The organism is Curtobacterium sp. BNK-1 (genome assembly GCF_048685235.1).
Classification (GTDB): Bacteria; Pseudomonadota; Gammaproteobacteria; order Enterobacterales; family Enterobacteriaceae; genus Pantoea; species Pantoea agglomerans.
On the sequence record NZ_JBLQTJ010000001.1, the window covers coordinates 2,904,617 to 2,926,651 of the forward strand.

Below are 22,035 nucleotides of genomic sequence, written 5' to 3' on the forward strand. Positions count from 1 at the left end.
TGGTGGCGGACATCGCCACCGTCTTTCACTGGCCGCCCTCCGTTACCGAGTCCATGACGCTGATCGAAGTTCTGGAGTGGCGGCACAAAGCAATCCTGCGACACAGGGCCAGCGATGAGTGATAAAAATCTGCGTTTACAGGTCGTGCTGGGCGCGGTCGATAAGCTGACGCGCCCCTTCCGCAGCGCCCGCGACAGCACGCGCGAGCTGGCAGGCACACTGCGCGACACGCGCAACACCCTCAAGGCGCTGGACGCTCAGGCCGGACGCATTGACGGCTTCCGTAAAACCCGCTCACAGCTTGCCGTGACCGCCCATAACCTCAAAGCCGCCCGCGAAGAAGCCGCGCGGCTGGCCGTGCAGTTTACGGAAACAAACAAGCCTACCGCCGCGCAGGCCCGCGTGCTGGAGCAGGCAAAGAACCGCGCCAGCCAGCTGCAGCAGACTTACAACGGGCTGCGCCTGTCGGTGCAGCGCCAGCGTGAGGCGCTGGGCGCTGCCGGTGTCGATACGAAGAAACTGAGCCAGGCACAGCGCGAGCTGAAAAGTCAGTCGGACGAGGCGCGCGCCGCCATTGACCGGCAGCAGCAGTCGCTTAAAAAGCTGGGAGAACGGCAGGCAAAAATGCGCGCGGTACGTGAGCGATATTCCCGATCGCTTGAGGTGCGCGACCGCGTGGCCGGTGCCGGTGCGGCAACGTCCGCCGCCGGGCTGGCAATGGGCGCGCCGGTGCTGGCCTCCGTGCAATCTTCAGCGGCAATGGAAGACGCCATGAAGGGTGTGGCAAAGCAGGTCAACGGGCTGCGCGACGACAGCGGCAACCGCACAAAGCAGTTCTATGACATGCAGGCCGCCATCAAGGCCGCCAGTGAGCAACTGCCAATGGAAAACGGCGCGATTGACTACGCCGCGCTAGTTGAAGGTGGCGCGCGCATGGGCGTGACTAACCAGAACGATTCCTATGAGGACCAGAAACGCGACCTGATGGCTTTTGCCACCACGGCGGCGAAGGCGTCCACCGCGTTTGAGCTGCCCGCCGGTGAGCTGGCCGAAGGGCTGGGCAAGATTGCGCAGCTTTACAAAATCCCCACGCGCAACATCGAGCAGCTGGGCGACGCGCTGAACTACCTGGACGATAACGCCATGTCCAAAGGGGCGGACATCATTGATGTGCTACAGCGTATGGGTGGCGTGGCCGACAGGATGAACTTCCGACAGGTGGCGGCGCTGGGTTCAACATTCCTGACGCTGGGTGCCACCTCTGAGATTGCGGCCAGTTCCGCTAATGCCATGGTGCGCGAGCTGTCTATAGCCACGATGCAGAGTAACCGGTTTATGGACGGCATGGACCTGCTGAAACTGGACCCGGCAAAGATTGAAAAGCAGATGACCACGGATGCGATGGGCACCATCATGCGCGTGCTGGAAAAGGTTAAAAAACTGCCGGACAGCAAGAGAGTGCCCGCGCTGACGATGCTCTTTGGCAAGGAGTTCGGCCCTGCAGCGGCAAAGCTTGTCAATAACATGCCGGAGCTGCGCAGGCAGCTGGCACTGACACAGGGGGATGCTGCAAAAGGCTCCATGCAGAAAGAGTCAGACATCAATAAGGACTCGCTTTCGGCACAGTGGATGCTGACTAAAACCGGCGTTTCCAACACCATCAGCGGCCTGGGCGATTCGCTGCGCACGCCGCTGATGGACATCATGAACATGGTGAAAAAAGTCACCGGTGCAACCCGCCGCTGGGTGGAAAACAACAAGGAGCTGGCGGGCACGCTGATGAAAGCAGCGGCGATCATATCGGCGGTGGTACTGGTGCTGGGCACGTTTATGATCGGCCTGGCGGCTGTTCTGGGGCCGCTTGCGCTGCTGCGGCTGAGCTTCAGCGTGTTAGGTATCAAAGCATTCAGCGCCTTCGGGCTGATTAAAAGCGCCATCGGCATCGTGGGGAATGGCGTGCTGTGGCTGGGGCGGCTGATGTTTGCGAACCCGATTCTGGCCGTTATCGGGCTGATTGCCGCCGGGGCGCTGCTTATCTGGCAGAACTGGGACACGCTGGGGCCGAAACTTGCCGCGCTGTGGGACGGCATCAGCACAAAGGTCAGCAGCGTCTGGACCGCGATCCGCACCTACATCAGCACAAAGTGGGGCGAGATTGTCGCCGACGCGAAAGCGCTGCCCGCGCGGTTTCAGGAGGCCGGTTCACAGATGATTGACGGCCTGATGGCGGGCATCAGTCAGAAGTGGGATGCGATTAAAAACAAGCTGTCGTCACTGACCGACTACCTGCCGGACTTTCTGAAGCCGGGCGGCGATAAGTCTGGCGGGCCGCAGCTGCCGCGACCGGCAACAGTAAAAACGGGCGGCGGTGTATCTCTGCCGCCGGGCGGGTTCCCCGGATTTGCGGGCATGTACGACAGCGGCGGCTTTATCCCGTCCGGGCAGTTTGGTGTGGCCGGTGAGAACGGACCGGAGCTGGTCAGCGGTCCGGCGAACGTGACCAGCCGCCGGAGCACCGCACGGCTGGCGGCACTGGCGGCGCTTACGCTGGGCGGCGCAGCGACGGCGGAGACAAAGCCCCTGCACCCGCTGAGCCTGCCATTTCAGGCGTACCGGCAGGAAGCACCGCGCATGAGTGGCAGTGCTGCACAGGCAGCTGCGCCGCAGATTCACGCCTCCTTCACCATTGTGCAGCAGCCGGGGCAGAGCCAGCAGGATCTGGTTGATGAGGTGATGCGCAGGCTGGAGGCAAAAGAGCGGCAGGCGCAGGCCCGCGCCCGCAGCAGTTACCGGGACAGGGGAGGATTTGAGGAATGATGATGACGCTGGGCTTATTTGTTTTCATGCTGAAGACGGTGCCCTATCAGGAACTGCAGTATCAGCGCAGCTGGCGTTTCCCGTCAAACAGTCGCGTGGGCGTGAGGCCGTCGCTGCAGTTTTTAGGCCCGGACAACGACACGCTGACGCTTTCCGGGGTGCTGCTGCCGGAGATTACCGGCGGCAGGCTGTCGCTGTTCGCGCTGGAGCAGATTGCAGAGCTGGGCCGCGCGTGGCCGCTTATCGAGGGCAGCGGGACGATTTACGGCATGTTCGTGATTGAAAGCCTGAGCCAGACCAAAGCGGAGTTCTTCAGCAGCGGCGTGTGCCGCCGCATTGAATTCACGCTGACGCTGAAGCGCACCGATGAATCGCTGGGCGAGATGTTCGGCAGCCTCAGCGATCAGCTTTCTGCCATGCAGGGCGCAGCCGCCACCGCCGCCGGTAAGGTGAGCGCCGCAGCGGGAGGATTATTTTCATGATGACCAGCCCGTGGATTAACGGCCAGCAGAACTCACCGGCGTTCCGGCTGATGATGGACGGCGCAGACATCACGCAGAAGCTGGAAAAGCGCCTGCTGAGCCTGACGCTCACTGACAACCGGGGCTTTGAGGCGGATCAGCTGGACATCGAGCTGGACGACGCGGACGGCCAGCTGCAGCTGCCGCGCCGGGGCGTCGTGCTGTCACTATCGCTGGGCTGGCAGGGTGAGGCACTGTTTCCGAAAGGCAGCTATACGGTTGACGAGATCGAGCACAGCGGCACACCTGACCGCCTGACGCTGCGGGCGCGCAGCGCGGACTTCCGGCAGACACTGAACACGAAGCGGGAGAAGTCCTGGCACAAAACCACTGCGGGCGAAATTGTCAGGGATATCGCCGGGCGGCACAAACTGAAGGCGGCGATGGGTGAGGATATGGCCGCGACAGAAATTGACCATCTTGATCAGACCAACGAATCAGACGCCAGCTTTCTGATGCGCTTGGCTAAACAGTGCGGTGCGGTGGCCTGCGTCAAGGGCGGTAATCTGCTGTTTATCCGCCAGGGGCAGGGGAAAACGGCAAGCGGCAGAGCGCTGCCGGTTATCACCCTTCAGCGCAGGGACGGGGACGGCCACCGCTTCACCCTGGCGGACCGGGACGCCTACACCGGCGTGATTGCCAGCTGGCTGCACACCCGTGAACCGGCAAAGAAGCCAGTGGCGAAGGTGAAGCGCAGGCGACGTAAAACCCCGGTGAAGAAAAAGAAGGAACCGGAGGCGAAGCAAGGGGATTACCTTATCGGCACGGACGAGAACGTGCTCGTACTGAGCCGCACTTACGCGAACCGGGGCAACGCCGAACGGGCAGCAAAAATGCAGTGGGAACGCCTGCAGCGTGGTGTTGCAACATTCTCAATACAGCTGGCGAAGGGGCGCGCAGAGCTTTACACGGAAATGCCGGTGAAGGTAAACGGGTTCAAGCAGCAGATTGATGCGGGGGAATGGATCATCACAACGCTGACGCATAGCCTGAGCGCTGACAGCGGATATACGACCAGTATCGAACTTGAAGTTAAAATTGAGGACTCAACCCTGCAATAGTAAAATAAATTATCCTTTTGGATAGCCAATAGGTATGATCAAGTTAAATATTCAACAGGGCGAATCCTAAATGATGAATTGTCCAAAGTGCTCTCACGCTGCACACACTCGCAGCAGTGTTGTGCTCTCTGAGAACACAAAAGAACGTTACAACCAGTGTCAGAACATCAACTGCGGCTGCACCTTCAAATCCTTAGAAACTGTAACCGATATAATCATGTGCCCAGGTAGAGTAAATCCTGTACCGCCCCACCCTGCCCGTGGAGGCCCCAAAACGTCCCAAGGCCAACTCTGGCTCTAACCCGCTTCGGCGGGTTTTTTAATGCCTACATTTGACTACAAAATAATTCTGCGTAGCCAATCCGTGGACAAGGCCCAAAAAAAAGGGGTTAGCATCATGCTAACCCCTTGTTTGCTATTAACTTTTAGATGTCGCGTTAGCGATACCTTAGTTAAGACGCTCTTTAATACGAGCAGACTTACCAGTACGCTCACGCAGGTAGTACAGTTTGGCTTTACGCACAGCGCCACGACGTTTAACAGCGATGCTGTCAATTACAGGTGAATGAGTCTGGAATACACGCTCAACGCCTTCGCCGTTAGAAATTTTGCGAACAGTGAATGCAGAGTGCAGACCGCGGTTACGGATAGCGATAACCACGCCCTCGAATGCCTGCAGACGTTTTTTAGAACCTTCAACGACCCATACTTTCACTTCCACGGAATCACCCGGGCGGAAGGAAGGTACGTCCTGTTTCATCTGCTCTTGTTCAATTTGCTTGATAATGTTGCTCATAATTAAATCTCATATCCTGGGTAAACTGATAGTCGGGGAAGAGCTTACTCTTCCACATCATCGTTTTGTTGCTGCTGAGATTCCCGCTGGAACTCATTCAGCAACCTTGCTTGCTCTTCAGTCAGAGCCAGGTTTTCCAGAAGTTCAGGTCTTCTCAGCCAGGTACGGCCTAGCGACTGCTTCAGACGCCAGCGGCGAATATCAGCATGGTTGCCTGACAGTAATACTGCCGGGACCTCCACGCCGTCTAACACTTCAGGTCGGGTATAGTGAGGACAATCCAGCAAACCTTCCGAGAACGAATCCTCATCGGCTGACGCCTGCTTGCCGAGCACGCCAGGAATAAACCGGGCGACTGCGTCAATCATCGTCATCGCTGGCAGTTCCCCGCCGCTGAGAACGTAATCACCGATTGACCATTCTTCATCAATTTCGGTCTGGATTACGCGCTCATCAATCCCTTCATAACGGCCACAGACCAGAATTAACTTGTCCCGTGCCGCCAGTTCGCAAACGCCCTGTTGGTCCAGTTTGCGACCCTGAGGTGAAAGATATATCACCCTGGCCCCATCACCTGCCGCTGCTTTCGCTGCGGAGATGGCATCCCGTAAGGGTTGTACCATCATCAGCATTCCCGGTCCGCCGCCGTAAGGACGATCATCCACGGTACGGTGCCGGTCGTGCGTGAAGTCACGAGGACTCCAGCTCTGAATGCTGAGCAGACCGTTTTTTACAGCCCGGCCAGTTACCCCGTAATCGGTAATAGCGCGAAACATTTCTGGAAACAGGCTAATAACACCAATCCACATTGTATTCGCCGTTACGTTACCGTTCGATTCGGAGATCAAAAACCAGGATCCCAATCTACCTCAATGATGCCAGTAGAGAGATCGACTTTCCTGATAACCTGTTCATCAAGAAACGGAATTAACCGCTCCTGAGCACCGAATGCATCCTTCAGGTTTGCCTTAACGACGAGAACGTCGTTCGAGCCGGTTTCCATCATATCGATGACTTTACCCATCTCGTAGCCTTCAAGGTTAACCACCTGGCAGCCCATAAGGTCTTTCCAGTAGTAGTCGCCCTCTTCCAGCGATGGCAACTGCGTCGAGTCAACCTGAATTTCGCAATTGGTTAACTGAGCCGCCGCATCCCGATCTTCAATGCCTTTGACTTTGATGATCAGGTCCTGATTGTGGTGCTTCCAACCGTCCAGTTCGACCTGCTGCCATTTACCGGCGCGCTGGATGAACCAGGGTTGGTAGTTGAAGATGCTTTCAGCGTCTTCAGTGGAGGAAAACACTTTGAGCCAGCCGCGAATACCGTAGGCGGCTCCCATCTTACCCAATACAATCGGGTTAACAGGAGGCTGTGCGGCAATTTGTCTGCTCATGCTCACCACCGTGACAGATTAAGCTGCTTTCTTAGCTTCTTTGACCAGCGCGTTAACGCGATCAGAAAGCGTTGCGCCCTGGCCAACCCAGTGCTCGATACGATCCAGATCAAGACGCAGACCTTCAGCCTGACCAGATGCGATCGGGTTGAAGAAACCAACGCGCTCGATAAAACGACCGTTGCGTGCATTGCGGCTGTCAGTGACGACGACCTGATAGAACGGACGCTTTTTAGCGCCGTGACGTGCCAAACGAATTGTTACCATAACATCCTCTTCAGTTAATAAAACACCCGGCCCCCATCGAGGAACGGGGTCCGGGTGCTGTATAAAAAGCCCGAAAATTTTACTCATTTTGGCGAAAAAAGCAACCTAAACCGTGCCATTTCGGGCTTTTTTGTGGAACGCTTTAGCGGCCAGGAAAACCTGGCGGCATCATACCCTTCATGCCGCGCATCATTTTCGCCATACCGCCCTTCTTCATTTTCTTCATCATACGCTGCATGTCGTCAAACTGCTTCAATAAGCGGTTAACGTCCTGCACCTGCATACCGGAGCCGGTCGCAATGCGGCGCTTGCGTGAGCCTTTGATGATCTCTGGTTTTTCACGCTCTTTGCGTGTCATCGAGTTGATGATCGCTTCCATGCGCACCAGCACTTTGTCATCCATCTGTGACTTCACATTGTCAGGCAGCTGACCCATACCGGGCAGTTTGCCCATCAGGCTGGCCATGCCGCCCATGTTGCGCATCTGCTTCAGCTGCTCAAGGAAATCGTTGAGATCAAAACCGTCGCCGGTTTTCAGCTTCTTAGCCAGTTTCTCAGCCTGATCGCGGTCAACCTTGCTTTCGATATCTTCGATCAGTGACAGCACGTCACCCATGCCGAGGATACGCGAAGCAATACGCTCCGGATAGAACGGCTCAAGTGCATCGGTTTTTTCACCGACACCCATAAATTTAATCGGCTTACCGGTGATATGACGAATCGACAGCGCCGCACCGCCTCGTGCATCACCATCGACTTTGGTCAGGATAACACCGGTCAGCGGTAGTGCTTCATTAAAAGCTTTAGCCGTGTTTGCCGCATCCTGACCGGTCATGGCATCGACCACAAACAGCGTTTCTACCGGATTGATCGCAGCATGAACCTGTTTGATTTCGTCCATCATCGCTTCGTCAACGTGCAGACGACCGGCGGTATCCACCAGCAGTACATCGTAGAACTTCAGGCGAGCTTCACGCAGCGCATTGTTAACGATATCGACCGGCTTCTGGCTGAGATCGGATGGGCAGAAATCCACGCCCACCTGCTGTGCCAGCGTTTCCAGCTGTTTGATTGCCGCCGGACGATAGACGTCGGCAGAAACCACTAAGACTTTCTTTTTGTGCTTCTCACGCAGGAACTTACCCAGCTTAGCGACGCTGGTCGTTTTACCGGCACCCTGCAGACCCGCCATCAGCACCACGGCTGGCGGCTGAGCAGCCAGGTCGAGTGCATTGTTCTCTGCACCCATCGCCGTAACCAGCTCGTTACGAACGATTTTGATAAACTCCTGACCTGGAGTCAGACTTTTATTCACATCATGGCCGACCGCGCTCTCTTTCACACGGTTGATGAAGTCACGCACCACCGGCAGCGCAACGTCAGCCTCAAGCAGTGCCATGCGCACTTCACGCAGGGTCTCTTTGATGTTCTCTTCAGTCAGCCTTCCGCGGCCGCTGATGTTTCGCAGGGTTTGCGACAAACGATCGGTTAAATTATCAAACATGGTCTCTCACTAAAAAAAAGATCGCGAGGCGCCTGATCGGCAGAATGCGGCGGATTATAACACGAAGCCTCAGCGATCTCTGCAATTGCCCCTCAGATCGTTTGGAGCCTGCTTCGGCTGGCGCTATACTGCCTTTTTCCTTATCTGACTGAACCTGAAAGGATCTATGTTCGTTTTCGCGATAGTGGCGCTATTCGCCTACTCCTTAAGTCTTGCCCTGATCATTCCCAGCCTGTTGAAACGTAACGGCGGCTGGCGGCGAATGGCGATGCTCTCTGCCTGTGTGGCGCTGGTGACACACGCGGTGGCCTTGCAGCAACGCATATTTGCTGTTGATAGCGGACAGAATTTAAGCCTGCTCAACATAGGCTCGCTGGTCAGCCTGTTGATTTGCGCCATCATGACCATTGTGGCGTCACGCAACCGTGGCTGGCTGCTGCTGCCGATTGTTTACAGCTTCGCGCTGATCAATCTGGCCTTCGCCACTTTTGTGCCCAATGCGTTTATCACCCATCTGGAAACCACGCCAGGCATGATGATTCATATCGGCCTGTCGCTGTTCGCCTACGCGACGCTGATTATTGCCGCGCTCTATGCACTGCAGCTGGCGTGGATCGATTACCAGTTAAAAAACAAGCGCCTGGCGTTCACACAGGATATGCCGCCGCTGCTGACCATTGAACGTAAAATGTTTCACATCACCCAGGTGGGCGTCGTCCTGTTGACGCTGGTGCTCTGCACCGGTCTGTTTTATATGCAGGATCTCTTCAGCGCAGAAAACGTCGATAAAGCCGTGCTCTCCATCATCGCGTGGTTTGTTTATATCGTTTTGCTCTGGGGGCACTATCATGAAGGCTGGCGTGGTCGCCGCGTCGTCTGGTTTAACTGCAGCGGTGCGGTACTGTTAACCATGGCTTACTTCGGCAGTCGCATCCTGCAGCATCTGCTTGTCCCCACCTCTCGTTAAAAAGGAAGTTCTGCGTTGGAGAATGTTTCAACCACCACGCTGATTATTATTCTCTGCGTCATGGTACTGGTTTCCGCCTGGTTTGCCGGCTCGGAAACCGGAATGATGACGCTTAACCGCTATAAGCTGCGCCATCAGGCCAAAAACGGCAGTCGCCCCGCACGCCGGGTGGAGAAGTTACTGCGTCGCCCCGACCGGTTGCTGAGCCTGGTATTAATCGGCAATAACCTGGTGAATATTCTGGCTTCCGCACTTGCCACCATTGTTGGCATGCGTATTCACGGTGACGAAGGGGTTGCGATCGCAACCGGTATCCTGACCTTTGTGGTGCTGGTATTTGCTGAAGTGCTGCCGAAAACAGTGGCGGCCCTCTATCCCGAACGCGTCGCCTTTCCCAGCAGCCTGCTGCTGGTCCCGCTGCAATACATCATGCTGCCGCTGGTCTGGCTACTGAACACCATTACCCGTCTGCTGATGAGGATGGCGGGTATCCGCGCTGACGGTGCCATTAACTCCGCGCTGAGCAAAGAGGAGTTGCGTACCATCGTCTATGAGTCGCGTAGCCTGATGTCACGCCGTAATCAGGACATGCTGCTCTCCGTGCTCGACCTGGAGAAAGTCAGCGTTGATGACATCATGGTTCCGCGTAACGAGATCGTCGGCATTAATATCAACGATGACTGGAAGTCGGTGGTGCGCCAGTTGAGCCACTCGCCACACGGCCGCATTGTGCTGTTCCGGGACTCGCTGGATGACTGCGTCGGCATGCTGCGGGTGCGCGAAGCCTGGCGCATGATGACGGAGAAAAAAGAGTTCACCAAAGAGACGCTGCTGCGCGCCGCCGATGAGATCTACTACATCCCGGAAGGGACACCGCTGAACACCCAACTGGTGAAGTTCCAGCGCAACAAAGAGAAAGCGGGCGTGGTGGTGGATGAGTATGGCGACATCAAAGGGCTGGTGACGATAGAGGACATTCTGGAGGAGATCGTGGGTGACTTCACCACCTCCATGTCACCGTCACTGGCAGAAGAAGTGATGCCGCAGAATGATGGGTCCGTGCTGATTGAAGGCAGCGCCAGTGTGCGTGAAATTAACAAGGCGTTTAACTGGCAGCTGCCAGAGCAGGAAGCGCGCACCATCAACGGCATGCTGCTGGAAGCGCTGGAAGAGATCCCTGCCATCGCCACCCGTGTTCAGATCGGCCACTATAACGTCGATATTCTGGACGTGCAGGACAACATGATTAAACAGGTGCGCATCACGCCGAAGACGCCACTGAAAAAATCGGTAGGTTCCTGAAGCGATAAAAAAACGCCGCAATCGACATGATGCGGCGTTTTTTTTAGCAGCAAAGCCCTGACTAGATGTGCAGTTCTTTCAGCTTTTCAGCAGGCAGTTTCAGATCTTCGTTGCGGTTAACGCCGATCTCATGCGCCAGCACATTGCGGGCGATCTGCTGCGCTTCATCCAGTGAGTGCAGCTTGTAGCTGCCGCACTGGTATTCATTCAGCTCAGGGATCTGGTTCTGATCTTTCACTTTCAGAACATCTTCCATCGCCCCTTTCCACGCTTTGGCAACGCGCTGCTCGTCTGGTGTACCAATCAGGCTCATGTAGAAGCCGGTGCGGCAACCCATTGGCGAGATATCGACGATTTCCACACCATCACCATTCAGGTGATCACGCATGAATCCGGCAAAGAGATGCTCCAGCGTATGAATGCCACGCTCAGTGAGAATATCAATGTTCGGGCGGCAAAAACGCAGGTCAAAAACGGTAATCGTATCGCCATGCGGAGTCTTCATGGTTTTCGCCACGCGAACTGCCGGTGCGCCCATGATGGTGTGATCAACGGTAAAACTGTCCAGTAGTGGCATACGTCACCTCCTGTTCTGAGAATTTTTTTTAAAACGATGAAACTTTTCTGTTCGCCCAACGTCTGAATATATGAAAGACGCGCATTTGTTATCATCATCCCTGACAACAGAGATGTTAATTTGGCCACATTGATGTGGCCTTTTTCTTTTCTACCCTTCCCGGCTCGCCAGATACGCTTCAAAATCCAGCTTATCATTCGCTTCCAGCTGCTGCTGTGCAGCAACAGACGCCTGCGCCTGACGCGTGAAATCTTCTTCTGTCAGCACTTCCAGCGGCTCTTCGCAGAGCAGATGGCGATACTGTTCAGCCAGCGCCACGCCGGTTCCGGTTACACCATTGTCCTTCATTGCCTGAAGGATGCGCGCCGAGTAGGTTAGCTCAGGATCGTCGAACGATGCTACCAGTTGATCGCAAACCTGCTGATATTCCGTGCTGTCCTGATTATGACTGTCTAACACTTCAGCAACCCGACGCAGATCGGCAAACAGGGTTTTGCCCACTTCAACCAGCGAATGTTCCTCTTCTCCGCAGCCTACGGCAATTTTCTGGTCCGGTTTACGCCCTTCCAGCACAACCCGGTTCCAGTTTATACGGGTGCATTGCAACTCATCTGCACTCATTTCCGGCGCATCGGCCAGGGTACACCAGATCAGGAACAGGTCGAGGAAGCGAACCTGATTCTCATCTACGCCGATTGCAGAGAACGGATTGATATCCAGCGAACGCACTTCAATGTACTCAATACCACCACGCAGCAGCGCATCAGAAGGCGCTTCACCCGAGCGTGTCACACGCTTAGGCCGGATTGGCGCATAGAGCTCGTTTTCAATCTGCAGCACGTTGGTGTTGAGCTGCAGCCAGTTACCGTCGGCATCTTTAGTGCCCATCGCTGCATACTCTTCTGACGGTGTCTTGATCGCTTTCTTCAGCGCAGTGACATAGCCTTCCAGTGAGTTAAACGTGATGCCCAGAGAGCTCTGCGATTTATTGGTGTAGCCTAAATCGCTCAGACGCAGTGAGGTGGCGTACGGCAGCCACATCGTGTCTTTGTCGTTGGTTTCGAACGGCAGCGCGCTCTCACGGCCCTGCAGGAAGCTGGAGCTGATAGCAGGCGATGCGCCAAACAGATAGGGGATGACCCAGCCGAAGCGATAATAGTTGCGGATCAGCCGCAGATAGCCCGCCGAGATGGTCTCTTTTCCGCTTTCCTTATCTTTCACGTCAGCCCACTCCTGCCAGAATGAGAGTGGCAGTGAGAAGTTATAGTGAATGCCGGAGATGGTCTGCATCAACGCGCCGTAGCGGTTTTTCAGCCCTTCGCGGTAGAGCGTCTTCATCTGACCAATATTGGACGTGCCATATTGCGCCAGCTCAATATTGTCCGCATCGTCAATCACGCACGGCATACTAAATGGCCACATGCGTTCATCACCCAGTTCACGGGCAACGTGACGATGGATATCGCGCAGGAATGCCAGCATATGATCAATGCTGTGATCCACTGGCGTAATAAATTCCAGCAACGTTTCGGCAAAGTCAGTGGTGATCCAGTCATGTTTCAGCGCCGACCCCAGAGATTCCGGGTGGCCGCTTTTTGCCAGCTCGCCATTTGCCTGTACACGCAGCGTTTCACGCTCGATGCCACGGCCAATACCTTTAAGGGCATTGGGATGCGCTTCCAGCCAGGAGAGCGCTTTAGATACGTCCGGGATCACATTACCCCCCCGCTGTGATAATAATTTATTTTTGTTCAGCATAATGTTAACCGTAGCCTCGAATCTGTGCGAATCAATGCCACCATTGCATACCCTGTAATGTGGCAGTCGCGATAACGATATAACGCAGTGTTTTGCCGACAGCGAGAAACAGCATCGCGGGTAGCCAGGCGAAACGTAACCAGCCTGCCAGAACGCAGAGCAGATCACCTATCACTGGCAGCCAGCTGAATAACAGTGCTGCAGGTCCCAGTCGGTGCAACCACGTCATTGCTGTGTCATGCCATCGCCCCTGACGTTTTAACGGCAGCAAGCGACCAATAAGAATGTTGGTTAAGCCGCCCAAGGTGTTTCCCAGTGATGCGGCCAAAAGCAACCCGTAAACTGATGTCTTTTTTGCTATCAATAGTGCTATCAGCAGTGCTTCAGAACTTCCCGGCAGGAGCGTTGCACTTAAAAAGCTGCTGCCGAACATCGAGGCATAGGTAAGAACGTCACTCACAGTAAGCGGACATCCACCACAGCCATACCTGCCGCCTTCGCTGCCTGAATACCAAAGTCCGCATCCTCAAACACCACACAACGTGCCGGCGTCACACCCATCAGCTCAGCGCAGCGTAAGAAGGTTTCTGGCTCAGGTTTATGACGCTGTACGTCGTCAGCACCGACGACGGCCGAAAAGAGCTCACGTACGCCCAGCTGCGTCAGTAACGCCTCTGCCATGCTGTGTTCGCTTCCGGTACCGACCGCCATCGGACGACGCCCGTGATACGCTTTCACCACCTCCATTAAAGGCAGTGGCTTCACGTTTTCCAGCAGCATCGCTTTCACGGCAGCGGTTTTTTCTGCGGCAAGAAGATGAGGGTCGAGTGACGACTGATTGGATTCAATGATGAACTGCGACAGCCGCCAGGTTGGTGCGCCATTGAAGTCGATAATACGTGCTTCATCCAGCGTTAATCCATAACGCTGGAGAACCTGACGCCACGCTTTTCGATGTGTCGGCTCAGTATCAAGAATCGTGCCGTCCATATCGAAAATCAGGGCGTCATATTGATCGTACATTGTCACTCCGGACATTCATCAAATGAGACATTACTTTAGCCTAATGTGGACAGGTTGTCGCCAGGGGGGATGAACAGCAAATGCTTTGAAAGCATTAACAATTTTTGTTTTCAGATAAAGGTGATCGTGCACGACCAGCGATAAACGTACGAAATTCCAGCGTTTTTTTAACATTCTTCTGGCAGACAAGCGGCGGCGGACGGGCATGGGCAGCAAAACAGAAGGCGTTGATGCGGGAAACAGGCGTTTCGGATCGCTTAAGTCAGGATGATGAATCAATGGGGCAGATTAAACAGGAAAAGAGTGCGTGTGAAGCCAGAGGGAAACTGCAGAGGTTTTTCAGGATACTCACTCAGCGTTTGCTGTACGGGCGGTTACGGAAGTAACGCTATCGTGTTTAGTGAGGTCTTAGCGATCATCGCGCCATGATACTTTGAGGGATTTTGAGGCTAAAGAAGAAGATGGTGCATCCAGGAGGATTACTCAGCTTGCGCTTCGCCCTATGGGCCGTTGCTGATGCAACGTTATCCTCCTTAGTGCGGCCTGAACGATAATCACGTCATGACACACTTAGGCACTGTCCATATTCGGGAAGAATATGGTGCATCCAGGAGGATTCGAACCTCCGACCGCTCGGTTCGTAGCCGAGTACTCTATCCAGCTGAGCTATGGATGCATTGGGGTCTATCTTTTGGGGTCTATCTTTTGAGGTACAACTTTTTATGGACTTACAGAAACCAACCTGAGGATGTTACAAAGAATGGTGCATCCAGGAGGATTACTCAGCTTGCGCTTCGCCCTATGGGCCGTTGCTGATGCAACGTTATCCTCCTTAGTGCGGCCTGAACGATAATCACGTCATGACACACTTAGGCACTGTCCATATTCGGGAAGAATATGGTGCATCCAGGAGGATTCGAACCTCCGACCGCTCGGTTCGTAGCCGAGTACTCTATCCAGCTGAGCTATGGATGCATAAAACAAATTCTTGTACAACGCAGGGTGCTAACTACTCACCATGAAAGGAATTGCTAATTCGCTTTGTTTCGATGGTGCATCCAGGAGGATTACTCAGCTTGCGCTTCGCCCTGTGGGCCGTTGCTGATGCAACGTTATCCTCCTTAGTGCGGCCTGTACGCGAATGCGTCATGTCACACCGAGGCACTTCTCCATATTCGAAAATATGGTGCATCCAGGAGGATTCGAACCTCCGACCGCTCGGTTCGTAGCCGAGTACTCTATCCAGCTGAGCTATGGATGCATCGAAAATGGCGGTGAGGGAGGGATTCGAACCCTCGATACAGCTTTTGACCGTATACTCCCTTAGCAGGGGAGCGCCTTCAGCCTCTCGGCCACCTCACCTTACGCTTTCTTTCGAACTGTGCGTCTGAACGTTGTTTCTGCTCATCGGCACTGCGTGGCGCACATATTACTTTCCCGGACTTTTAAGTCAAACAATTTTTCCGAAACTTTGTTTGATTGAGCAAATCACACACAATTGGGACAAAATGGCGACAAAAAGAGTGAATTATCAACAATGAAAGATGATGGCGTTAACAAAACAGAGGAGGAACAGGTAGAAAGAAAAGGCAGGATTTTTACAGAAAGCGGTAGCGCCTCGCACAGGTGCGAGACGCTGAATCCGTTAAACGCTGGTTTGTTGCGTTTTTTCAGCCTGGATGCGTTGATAGATCTCTTCGCGATGCACAGACACTTCTTTCGGCGCGTTAACACCGATACGAACCTGGTTACCCTTAACACCCAGCACCGTTACAGTTACCTCATCACCGATCATGAGGGTTTCACCAACTCGACGAGTTAGAATAAGCATTCTTTGCTCCTTGAAAGATTAAAAGAGTCGGGCTTGTACAGGCTCCCGGCATTATCCATCATTTAACGCTGCACAATGTGTATGAGAAATACACCAATGCACATCGATGCGCCAATACATTCTGCTGATAGTTAGTTTAGCCGAAATACACTACATCAACCTGACTTTGTCACTTGCTGCTTTAGCATCGTATTAAAAAGCGCCGGAACAACCGTTCTGACGCTTTTTACGATGCCTTGTTTTAATTCACTTACAGACGGCTGCTGACCCAGTCCTCAACCCCTGCTAATGCGCCTTTCAGAGCACCCGCATCGTTACCACCAGCTTGTGCCATATCAGGACGGCCACCGCCCTTCCCGCCAACCTGCTGAGCCAGACCGGCAATCAACTCACCCGCTTTAACACGGTCAGTCAGATCTTTGGTCACACCCGCAATCAGCGACACCTTACCTTCAGTAACCGTTGCCAGCACAATAATCGCCGAACCCAGCTGATTCTTAAGATCATCAACCATGGTACGCAACATTTTAGGTTCAACATTGTTGAGCTCACTGACCAGCAGTTTCACTCCCTTAATGTCGATAGCATTGCTGCTCAGTGAAGCGCTCTCCTGCGCGGCTTGCTGATCGCGCAGTTGCTGCAACTCTTTCTCCAGAGCCCGTACATGATCGACCAGACCACGTACTTTCTCATTCAGGTTGCTGCTGTTCGCTTTTACCAGCTGCGCAAGATCCTGCAGCTGGCTGCTCTGCGCATTGACCTGCGCCAGCGCGCCTTCACCCGTAATCGCTTCGATACGACGAATACCGGCTGCGGTACCTGACTCCGCCTGAATACGGAACAGCCCGATGTCACCCGTGCGCGCAGCATGGGTACCACCACACAGCTCAACAGAGAAATCACCCATGGTCAGAACGCGCACGCGCTGATCATATTTCTCGCCAAACAGTGCCATTGCCCCTTTAGACTTCGCCGCATCCAGATCCATCACTTCGGTTTCAACCGGCAGGTTGCGACGAATTTGCGCATTGACGATATCTTCGACCTGACGAATCTCCTGAGGTTTCATCGCTTCGAAATGCGAGAAATCGAAACGCAGGTACTTGTCGTTAACCAGCGAGCCTTTCTGCGCCACATGCTCACCTAAAACCTGACGCAAGGCGGCATGCAGTAAGTGAGTAGCAGAGTGGTTAAGACGGATGCGCGCACGGCGTGCCGCATCAACCTGCGCCTCAAGGCGATCACCGATACGCAACTGCCCTGCGGTCAGCTTACCGACATGACCGATTGCCTGACCATATTTTTGTGTATCCTGGACGCTAAATTCAGCATTCTTCCCTTTCAGCAGACCGGTATCGCCTACCTGGCCACCTGATTCGCCATAGAATGGCGTTTCATCCAGCACGACCACGGCATCCTGACCCGCGGTCACTTCATCAACCGCCTCGCCTGCAACATAGAGCGCTTTCACCGTGGCAGCTAAATCGAGCTGGTCGTAGCCTTTGAAGGATGAGGCGGCATCAATACGAATAACGTTGCTGTAGTCAGCGCCGAAGCCACTCGCTTCACGTGCGCGCTGACGCTGCTGCTCCATCGCCCGCTCAAAGCCGGCTTCGTCGATCTTCAGATTGCGTTCGCGACAGACGTCAGCCGTTAAATCAGCCGGGAAACCAAAGGTATCGTAGAGACGGAAGACGATTTCACCATCCAGCGTGTCGCCCTGCAGTTTTTCCAGCTCTTCGTCCAGCAGCGCCAGTCCGCGCTCCAGGGTTCTGGCAAACTGATCTTCTTCGCTTTTCAGCACCTGCTCAACCTGAGCCTGCTGGCGCTGTAACTCTTCGCCTGCGGCACCCATGACCTCAACCAGTGGCGCAACAAGCTTATAGAAGAAGGCCTCTTTGGCGCCCAGCATGTTGCCATGACGTACGGCACGACGAATGATACGACGCAGCACGTAGCCACGGTTCTCATTAGACGGGATGACGCCATCGGCAATCAGGAAAGCACAGGAGCGAATGTGGTCGGCAATGACACGCAGCGATTTGTTACTGAGGTCAGTGGCACCGGTAACCTGTGCCACGGCCTCAATCAGTTTCTGGAACAGGTCGATTTCATAGTTGGAGTTGACGTGTTGCAGAACGGCAGAAATACGCTCAAGGCCCATTCCGGTATCAACCGACGGTTTTGGCAGCGGCAGCATGGTGCCATCAGCCTGACGGTTGAACTGCATAAAGACGATGTTCCAGATCTCAATGTAACGGTCACCATCTTCTTCCGGGCTGCCCGGCGGGCCACCCCAGATGTGATCGCCATGATCGTAGAAAATCTCGCTGCACGGACCACAAGGACCGGTATCGCCCATCTGCCAGAAGTTATCTGACGCATACGCGCTGCCCTTGTTGTCGCCGATGCGAATAATGCGTTCACGTGGCACACCGATTTCGTTCGCCCAGATATCAAAGGCTTCATCGTCGGTTTCATAGATTGTCACCCACAGACGCTCTTTTGGCAGGCTGAACCACTGCTCGCTCGTCAGCAGTTCCCAGGCAAAACCAATCGCCTCTCTCTTGAAGTAGTCACCAAAGCTGAAGTTACCCAGCATTTCAAAGAAGGTGTGGTGACGTGCGGTGTAACCGACGTTTTCAAGATCGTTGTGTTTGCCGCCTGCGCGTACGCAGCGCTGTGACGTGGTCGCACGTGTGTAGTCACGTTTGTCCTGACCGAGGAACACATCTTTAAACTGGTTCATCCCGGCGTTAGTAAACAACAACGTTGGATCGTTATTCGGTACGAGGGAGCTGCTGGTTACAACCTCATGTCCCTTGCTATGAAAAAAGTCGAGAAACGCTTGACGGATCTCAGCAGTGCTCTTGCTCATATATATCCTGGAATCACGCTAACGAACGTTCCCTCTGATCGGCGCGACCACATTCTGGTGGTGCCTGATTAGCGGAACAAAAAGTGGGAATAAGATAAATTTTCTTCAGTGGGAAGTAAAATTACATCGGCTTTTAGTCATCAAAATTTCTGAAAATGGACTGGATATCTTCGCTCATAAAACCCTTTGACTGCAGATAGCGTAGTACTTTCGCTTTCTCTTTCCACTCTGTGGGCAGCGGGTGTCCGAATTTTCGTTCAGCCAGCTGAGCCGCGCACGCCGCCCAGTCTACCTCTGTCTCTTCCATTGCAAGATCAATGGCTTCACGGTCGATGCCTTTCTGGCCCAGTTCAAGGCGCACGCGCTGCGATCCAAAGCCCTTACGGCTCCGGCTCTGAATAAATCGTTCGGTGAAACGCTCGTCGTTTAACCAGCCGCTTTCCTGACACCAGTTAAGAACCTGTTCCAGCAACGCTTCGGTAACAGTTTCGGGCTCTTTTTTCTGCGCCCACGCAGCACGCTGCGCTGATTGTTGCAGTTTACGCGCTAACTCTGCACGGCTGTGGTCGCGCTGACCCAGAATACGCATCGCACGGTCAAGCAGACGAGAGTAAGAGACGACATTAGGTTGGGGCTGAGAGGGTTCAGTCATACTGCGCACCTTGTACAAACAGAGGGAGATTATGGCGACAGAACAGGACAGAGGGAAGGCAAGAAAGGCAATAGAGGGGGATAAAAACTACGGGAGAGGCTTTCGCCCCTCCCGCATCAGAGATTAGAAGTCTTCGTTCGCTTCAGCCGCGTCTTCTTTCTCAGCAGCCTTGTCGGCTGCTGCGAGTTTTTCATCCGCGCCGTTGAGCAACATCTCACGTAACTTCAGATCAATCTCGTTTGCCACAGCAGCATTCTCTTTCAGGAAGTTGCCGGCATTCGATTTACCCTGACCAATCTTGTCGCCATTGTAGCTGTACCATGCACCCGCTTTTTCAATCAGCTTGTGCTTCACGCCCAGGTCGACCAGCTCACCAAAGGTATTGATACCTTCGCCGTACATGATCTGGAACTCAGCCTGTTTGAATGGCGCGGCGATTTTGTTTTTCACCACTTTAACGCGGGTCTCACTGCCGACCACGTTATCGCCCTCTTTGATTGCACCGATACGGCGGATATCAAGACGGACAGAGGCGTAGAACTTCAGCGCGTTACCACCAGTGGTGGTTTCCGGGTTACCAAACATCACACCAATTTTCATACGGATCTGGTTGATGAAAATCAGCAGGGTATTGGACTGCTTCAGGTTACCGGCCAGTTTACGCATCGCCTGGCTCATCATACGTGCCGCGAGGCCCATGTGTGAGTCACCGATTTCACCTTCGATTTCCGCTTTAGGCGTCAGCGCCGCGACGGAGTCGACGATGATCACGTCAACGGCACCAGAGCGCGCCAGCGCATCACAGATTTCCAGCGCCTGCTCACCAGTGTCTGGCTGAGAGCAGAGCAGGTTATCAATGTCTACGCCGAGTTTCTTGGCGTAAACCGGATCAAGCGCATGCTCGGCATCGATAAAGGCACAGGTTTTACCTTTACGCTGTGCAGATGCGATAACCTGCAGAGTCAGCGTGGTTTTACCTGAAGACTCAGGTCCGTAGATCTCAACGATACGGCCCATTGGCAGACCGCCTGCGCCTAATGCGATATCCAGCGACAGCGAGCCGGTAGAGATAGTTTCCACATCCATTGAGCGGTCTTCACCCAAGCGCATGATGGAGCCTTTACCAAATTGCTTCTCAATCTGGCCAAGCGCGGCAGCTAAAGCCTTCTGTTTGTTTTCATCAATCGCCATTTCAACTCCTAATCAAGCCGGGTAAACACGCACTCAGGGTGCCTGTACTCTTTCTGTTGCCGACAATTATACTGTATAGTCATACAGTATCAAGTTTAATTTGTCAGAAATTCGCCATACAGTTTCTGCAGGGCCCATGCCACCGACTGGCGGCGTACGGCATCACGATCGCCGCTAAAATGCTGCTGAAAAGTCAATACGTTATCCTGCGGCCCGGCAAAGCCAAACCATACCGTACCCACCGGTTTTTCTTCACTGCCGCCATCCGGACCGGCAATACCGCTGACGGAGATCGCGTAGTCAGCATGGGCCGCCCTGCGGGCACCCAGCGCCATCTCCCGCACCACCACATCACTTACCGCACCATACTGCAACAGCGAAGCAGCCTGAACACTGACCATCTGCTGTTTGGCCTGGTTACTGTAGGTCACAAAACCCCGCTCGAACCAGGCGGAGCTGCCGCTGATATCGGTAAAGACTTTGGCAATCCATCCCCCCGTGCAGGATTCCGCACAGGTTACGGTGGCATTGCGCTGCTTCAGCTTCTCACCTATCTGCGCACTAAGCGCCTGCAATTGCTGATCATCCATTGCGACTCTCCCTTTGGCTGTGGGTTGAAGGTGGTGCAGAAAAACCGCTTTTTCAAGGTCACTCACCATTATTACGCTGTTTTTGCGGCCAGCTTTCCACTGCGCTTACCGGTTTTTCACCGCAACCATAAAAAGACGCGGGAAGGCGAGCAACACCTGACCATCGGCCTGAGCCGGATAAGCCGCGAGCAAACGCTGATGATAATCGGTCAGAAACGCCGTCTGTTCGGTCTCATCCAGCGTTGCCAGGAAAGGCCGTAAACCGGTCGCCTGCAGCCAGCTGATAATCGCCTGCGCATCGGCCATCACGTGATAATAGGTGGTACGCCAGATATCCACCTCACAGCCGGCCTGCGTCAGCAGATCGTAATACTCGCCCGTGGAAAGCAGCTGTGTACGTTCAGCGGCATCGGCATTGATGCGTGAACGCCAGCGATCCGTTGCCGCCACCTCGCGCATCAGCCGGTGCGACGGCTCATTGAGGTTATCAGGCATCTGGATCGCCAGCACGCCACCGGGCGCCAGCTGGCTGACCAGATGGGGAAACAGCGTTGCGTGATTATCCAGCCATTGCAGAGACGCGTTGGCGTAGACCACCTGCTGCGGCACATCGGCCTGCCAGTTGCGGATGTCCGCCTGGATAAAACGACAGTGCGGCAGGCGTTCAGCGGCCTGAGTTAACATCGTGGCGGAACTGTCCAGCCCGGTAATCTGCGCCAGTGGCCAGGCATCAGCGAGCAGCTCGGTGCTGTTACCGGGCCCGCATCCCAGATCGGTCACCTGCTCAACCTGTTCCAGGCTGAGGCGCGCCAGAAGTTCGCGGGCTGGACGGGTTCGTTCTGCTTCAAACTTACGGTACAGCACAGGATCCCACTCTTTCATCATGACCTCTCGCTCAGTTATCAGA

Annotated in this window: 22 protein-coding genes and 4 tRNA genes; 7 read left to right on the forward strand and 19 right to left on the reverse strand. The window is 54.4% G+C overall.

Annotated features, from left to right (window positions below; genetic code table 11):
- The first annotated feature begins 2 nt into the window (after nucleotides 1-2).
- From ACMGGP_RS13725 to ACMGGP_RS13745, 5 genes are all read left to right on the forward strand, one after another.
- Nucleotides 3-122: a GpE family phage tail protein gene (locus ACMGGP_RS13725; protein WP_498798559.1), complete on the forward strand. Its 120-nt coding sequence runs from the start codon at nucleotides 3-5 to the stop codon at nucleotides 120-122.
- A complete protein-coding gene (locus ACMGGP_RS13730) occupies nucleotides 115-2,817 on the forward strand; it encodes a phage tail tape measure protein (RefSeq protein ID WP_498798560.1) in 2,703 nt (900 codons plus the stop codon). Before ACMGGP_RS13725 ends, ACMGGP_RS13730 begins: the two co-directional genes overlap by 8 nt.
- Nucleotides 2,814-3,299, forward strand: a complete 486-nt coding sequence (locus tag ACMGGP_RS13735) for a phage tail protein (protein ID WP_010248695.1) — start codon at nucleotides 2,814-2,816, stop codon at nucleotides 3,297-3,299. The genes ACMGGP_RS13730 and ACMGGP_RS13735 overlap by 4 nt, the downstream gene beginning before the upstream one ends.
- Complete coding sequence (locus tag ACMGGP_RS13740; RefSeq protein WP_498798561.1) at nucleotides 3,296-4,399, forward strand: phage late control D family protein; 1,104 nt, start codon at nucleotides 3,296-3,298, stop codon at nucleotides 4,397-4,399. Before ACMGGP_RS13735 ends, ACMGGP_RS13740 begins: the two co-directional genes overlap by 4 nt.
- A 73-nt stretch (nucleotides 4,400-4,472) precedes the next feature.
- Nucleotides 4,473-4,700, forward strand: a complete 228-nt coding sequence (locus tag ACMGGP_RS13745) for an ogr/Delta-like zinc finger family protein (protein WP_250488896.1) — start codon at nucleotides 4,473-4,475, stop codon at nucleotides 4,698-4,700.
- 147 nt (nucleotides 4,701-4,847) lie between these two features.
- Here ACMGGP_RS13745 and rplS read toward each other — a convergent pair whose 3' ends face one another.
- The 5 genes from rplS to ffh form a co-directional block, all read right to left on the reverse strand.
- A complete protein-coding gene (gene rplS / locus ACMGGP_RS13750; protein ID WP_003849035.1) occupies nucleotides 4,848-5,195 on the reverse strand; it encodes a 50S ribosomal protein L19 in 348 nt (115 codons plus the stop codon).
- A gap of 44 nt (nucleotides 5,196-5,239) precedes the next feature.
- Nucleotides 5,240-6,004, reverse strand: a complete 765-nt coding sequence (gene trmD, locus ACMGGP_RS13755; protein ID WP_010248477.1) for a tRNA (guanosine(37)-N1)-methyltransferase TrmD — start codon at nucleotides 6,002-6,004, stop codon at nucleotides 5,240-5,242.
- A gap of 35 nt (nucleotides 6,005-6,039) precedes the next feature.
- Nucleotides 6,040-6,588 (reverse strand): ribosome maturation factor RimM, encoded by a 549-nt coding sequence (gene rimM / locus ACMGGP_RS13760; protein ID WP_010248480.1) that lies wholly within the window; start codon nucleotides 6,586-6,588, stop codon nucleotides 6,040-6,042.
- Nucleotides 6,589-6,606: 18 nt separating this feature from the next.
- Nucleotides 6,607-6,855, reverse strand: a complete 249-nt coding sequence (gene rpsP / locus ACMGGP_RS13765) for a 30S ribosomal protein S16 (protein ID WP_003849041.1) — start codon at nucleotides 6,853-6,855, stop codon at nucleotides 6,607-6,609.
- Between the two features lie 142 nt (nucleotides 6,856-6,997).
- Complete coding sequence (gene ffh / locus ACMGGP_RS13770; protein WP_010248486.1) at nucleotides 6,998-8,359, reverse strand: signal recognition particle protein; 1,362 nt, start codon at nucleotides 8,357-8,359, stop codon at nucleotides 6,998-7,000.
- A gap of 166 nt (nucleotides 8,360-8,525) precedes the next feature.
- On the opposite strand from ffh, the gene ACMGGP_RS13775 reads away from it, so the two are divergent.
- Both ACMGGP_RS13775 and ACMGGP_RS13780 read left to right on the forward strand, forming a co-directional pair.
- Entirely contained in the window at nucleotides 8,526-9,326 is an 801-nt protein-coding gene (locus ACMGGP_RS13775; RefSeq protein ID WP_010248489.1) for a cytochrome C assembly family protein, read from the forward strand.
- Nucleotides 9,327-9,341: 15 nt separating this feature from the next.
- Nucleotides 9,342-10,628, forward strand: coding sequence for an HlyC/CorC family transporter (locus tag ACMGGP_RS13780; RefSeq protein WP_022623780.1), 1,287 nt, complete (start codon nucleotides 9,342-9,344; stop codon nucleotides 10,626-10,628).
- 61 nt (nucleotides 10,629-10,689) lie between these two features.
- On the opposite strand, the gene luxS is transcribed toward ACMGGP_RS13780, so the two are convergent.
- The 14 genes from luxS to tam all read right to left on the reverse strand — a co-directional run bounded on the left by luxS (nucleotide 10,690) and on the right by tam (nucleotide 22,013).
- Nucleotides 10,690-11,205: an S-ribosylhomocysteine lyase gene (luxS, locus tag ACMGGP_RS13785; RefSeq protein WP_009086888.1), complete on the reverse strand. Its 516-nt coding sequence runs from the start codon at nucleotides 11,203-11,205 to the stop codon at nucleotides 10,690-10,692.
- 150 nt (nucleotides 11,206-11,355) lie between these two features.
- A complete protein-coding gene (gshA, locus tag ACMGGP_RS13790; RefSeq protein WP_010672118.1) occupies nucleotides 11,356-12,921 on the reverse strand; it encodes a glutamate--cysteine ligase in 1,566 nt (521 codons plus the stop codon).
- A gap of 73 nt (nucleotides 12,922-12,994) precedes the next feature.
- Complete coding sequence (locus ACMGGP_RS13795; protein ID WP_010248498.1) at nucleotides 12,995-13,423, reverse strand: YqaA family protein; 429 nt, start codon at nucleotides 13,421-13,423, stop codon at nucleotides 12,995-12,997.
- A complete protein-coding gene (yqaB, locus tag ACMGGP_RS13800) occupies nucleotides 13,420-13,986 on the reverse strand; it encodes a fructose-1-phosphate/6-phosphogluconate phosphatase (RefSeq protein ID WP_022623783.1) in 567 nt (188 codons plus the stop codon). Before yqaB ends, ACMGGP_RS13795 begins: the two co-directional genes overlap by 4 nt.
- Before the next feature lie 599 nt (nucleotides 13,987-14,585).
- Nucleotides 14,586-14,662 (reverse strand) — tRNA-Arg (locus ACMGGP_RS13805).
- 222 nt (nucleotides 14,663-14,884) lie between these two features.
- Nucleotides 14,885-14,961: transfer RNA gene (locus ACMGGP_RS13810), tRNA-Arg, on the reverse strand.
- 209 nt (nucleotides 14,962-15,170) lie between these two features.
- A tRNA-Arg gene (locus ACMGGP_RS13815) sits at nucleotides 15,171-15,247 on the reverse strand.
- A gap of 8 nt (nucleotides 15,248-15,255) precedes the next feature.
- Nucleotides 15,256-15,348: transfer RNA gene (locus ACMGGP_RS13820), tRNA-Ser, on the reverse strand.
- Between the two features lie 283 nt (nucleotides 15,349-15,631).
- Nucleotides 15,632-15,817, reverse strand: coding sequence for a carbon storage regulator CsrA (gene csrA / locus ACMGGP_RS13825; protein WP_008927091.1), 186 nt, complete (start codon nucleotides 15,815-15,817; stop codon nucleotides 15,632-15,634).
- Nucleotides 15,818-16,067: 250 nt separating this feature from the next.
- Complete coding sequence (gene alaS, locus ACMGGP_RS13830; protein ID WP_115387249.1) at nucleotides 16,068-18,695, reverse strand: alanine--tRNA ligase; 2,628 nt, start codon at nucleotides 18,693-18,695, stop codon at nucleotides 16,068-16,070.
- 133 nt (nucleotides 18,696-18,828) lie between these two features.
- The gene (locus tag ACMGGP_RS13835; protein WP_337029262.1) at nucleotides 18,829-19,347 is read right to left on the reverse strand and encodes a regulatory protein RecX; all 519 of its coding nucleotides are present in this window, start codon (nucleotides 19,345-19,347) and stop codon (nucleotides 18,829-18,831) included.
- 123 nt (nucleotides 19,348-19,470) lie between these two features.
- Nucleotides 19,471-20,538 (reverse strand): recombinase RecA, encoded by a 1,068-nt coding sequence (gene recA / locus ACMGGP_RS13840; RefSeq protein WP_010248510.1) that lies wholly within the window; start codon nucleotides 20,536-20,538, stop codon nucleotides 19,471-19,473.
- Nucleotides 20,539-20,633: 95 nt separating this feature from the next.
- Nucleotides 20,634-21,128, reverse strand: a complete 495-nt coding sequence (gene pncC, locus ACMGGP_RS13845) for a nicotinamide-nucleotide amidase (RefSeq protein ID WP_010672121.1) — start codon at nucleotides 21,126-21,128, stop codon at nucleotides 20,634-20,636.
- A 105-nt stretch (nucleotides 21,129-21,233) separates the two neighbouring features.
- On the reverse strand, nucleotides 21,234-22,013 hold the full coding sequence (gene tam / locus ACMGGP_RS13850; protein ID WP_498798562.1) for a trans-aconitate 2-methyltransferase: 780 nt from the start codon (nucleotides 22,011-22,013) through the stop codon (nucleotides 21,234-21,236).
- Nucleotides 22,014-22,035: the final 22 nt, after the last annotated feature.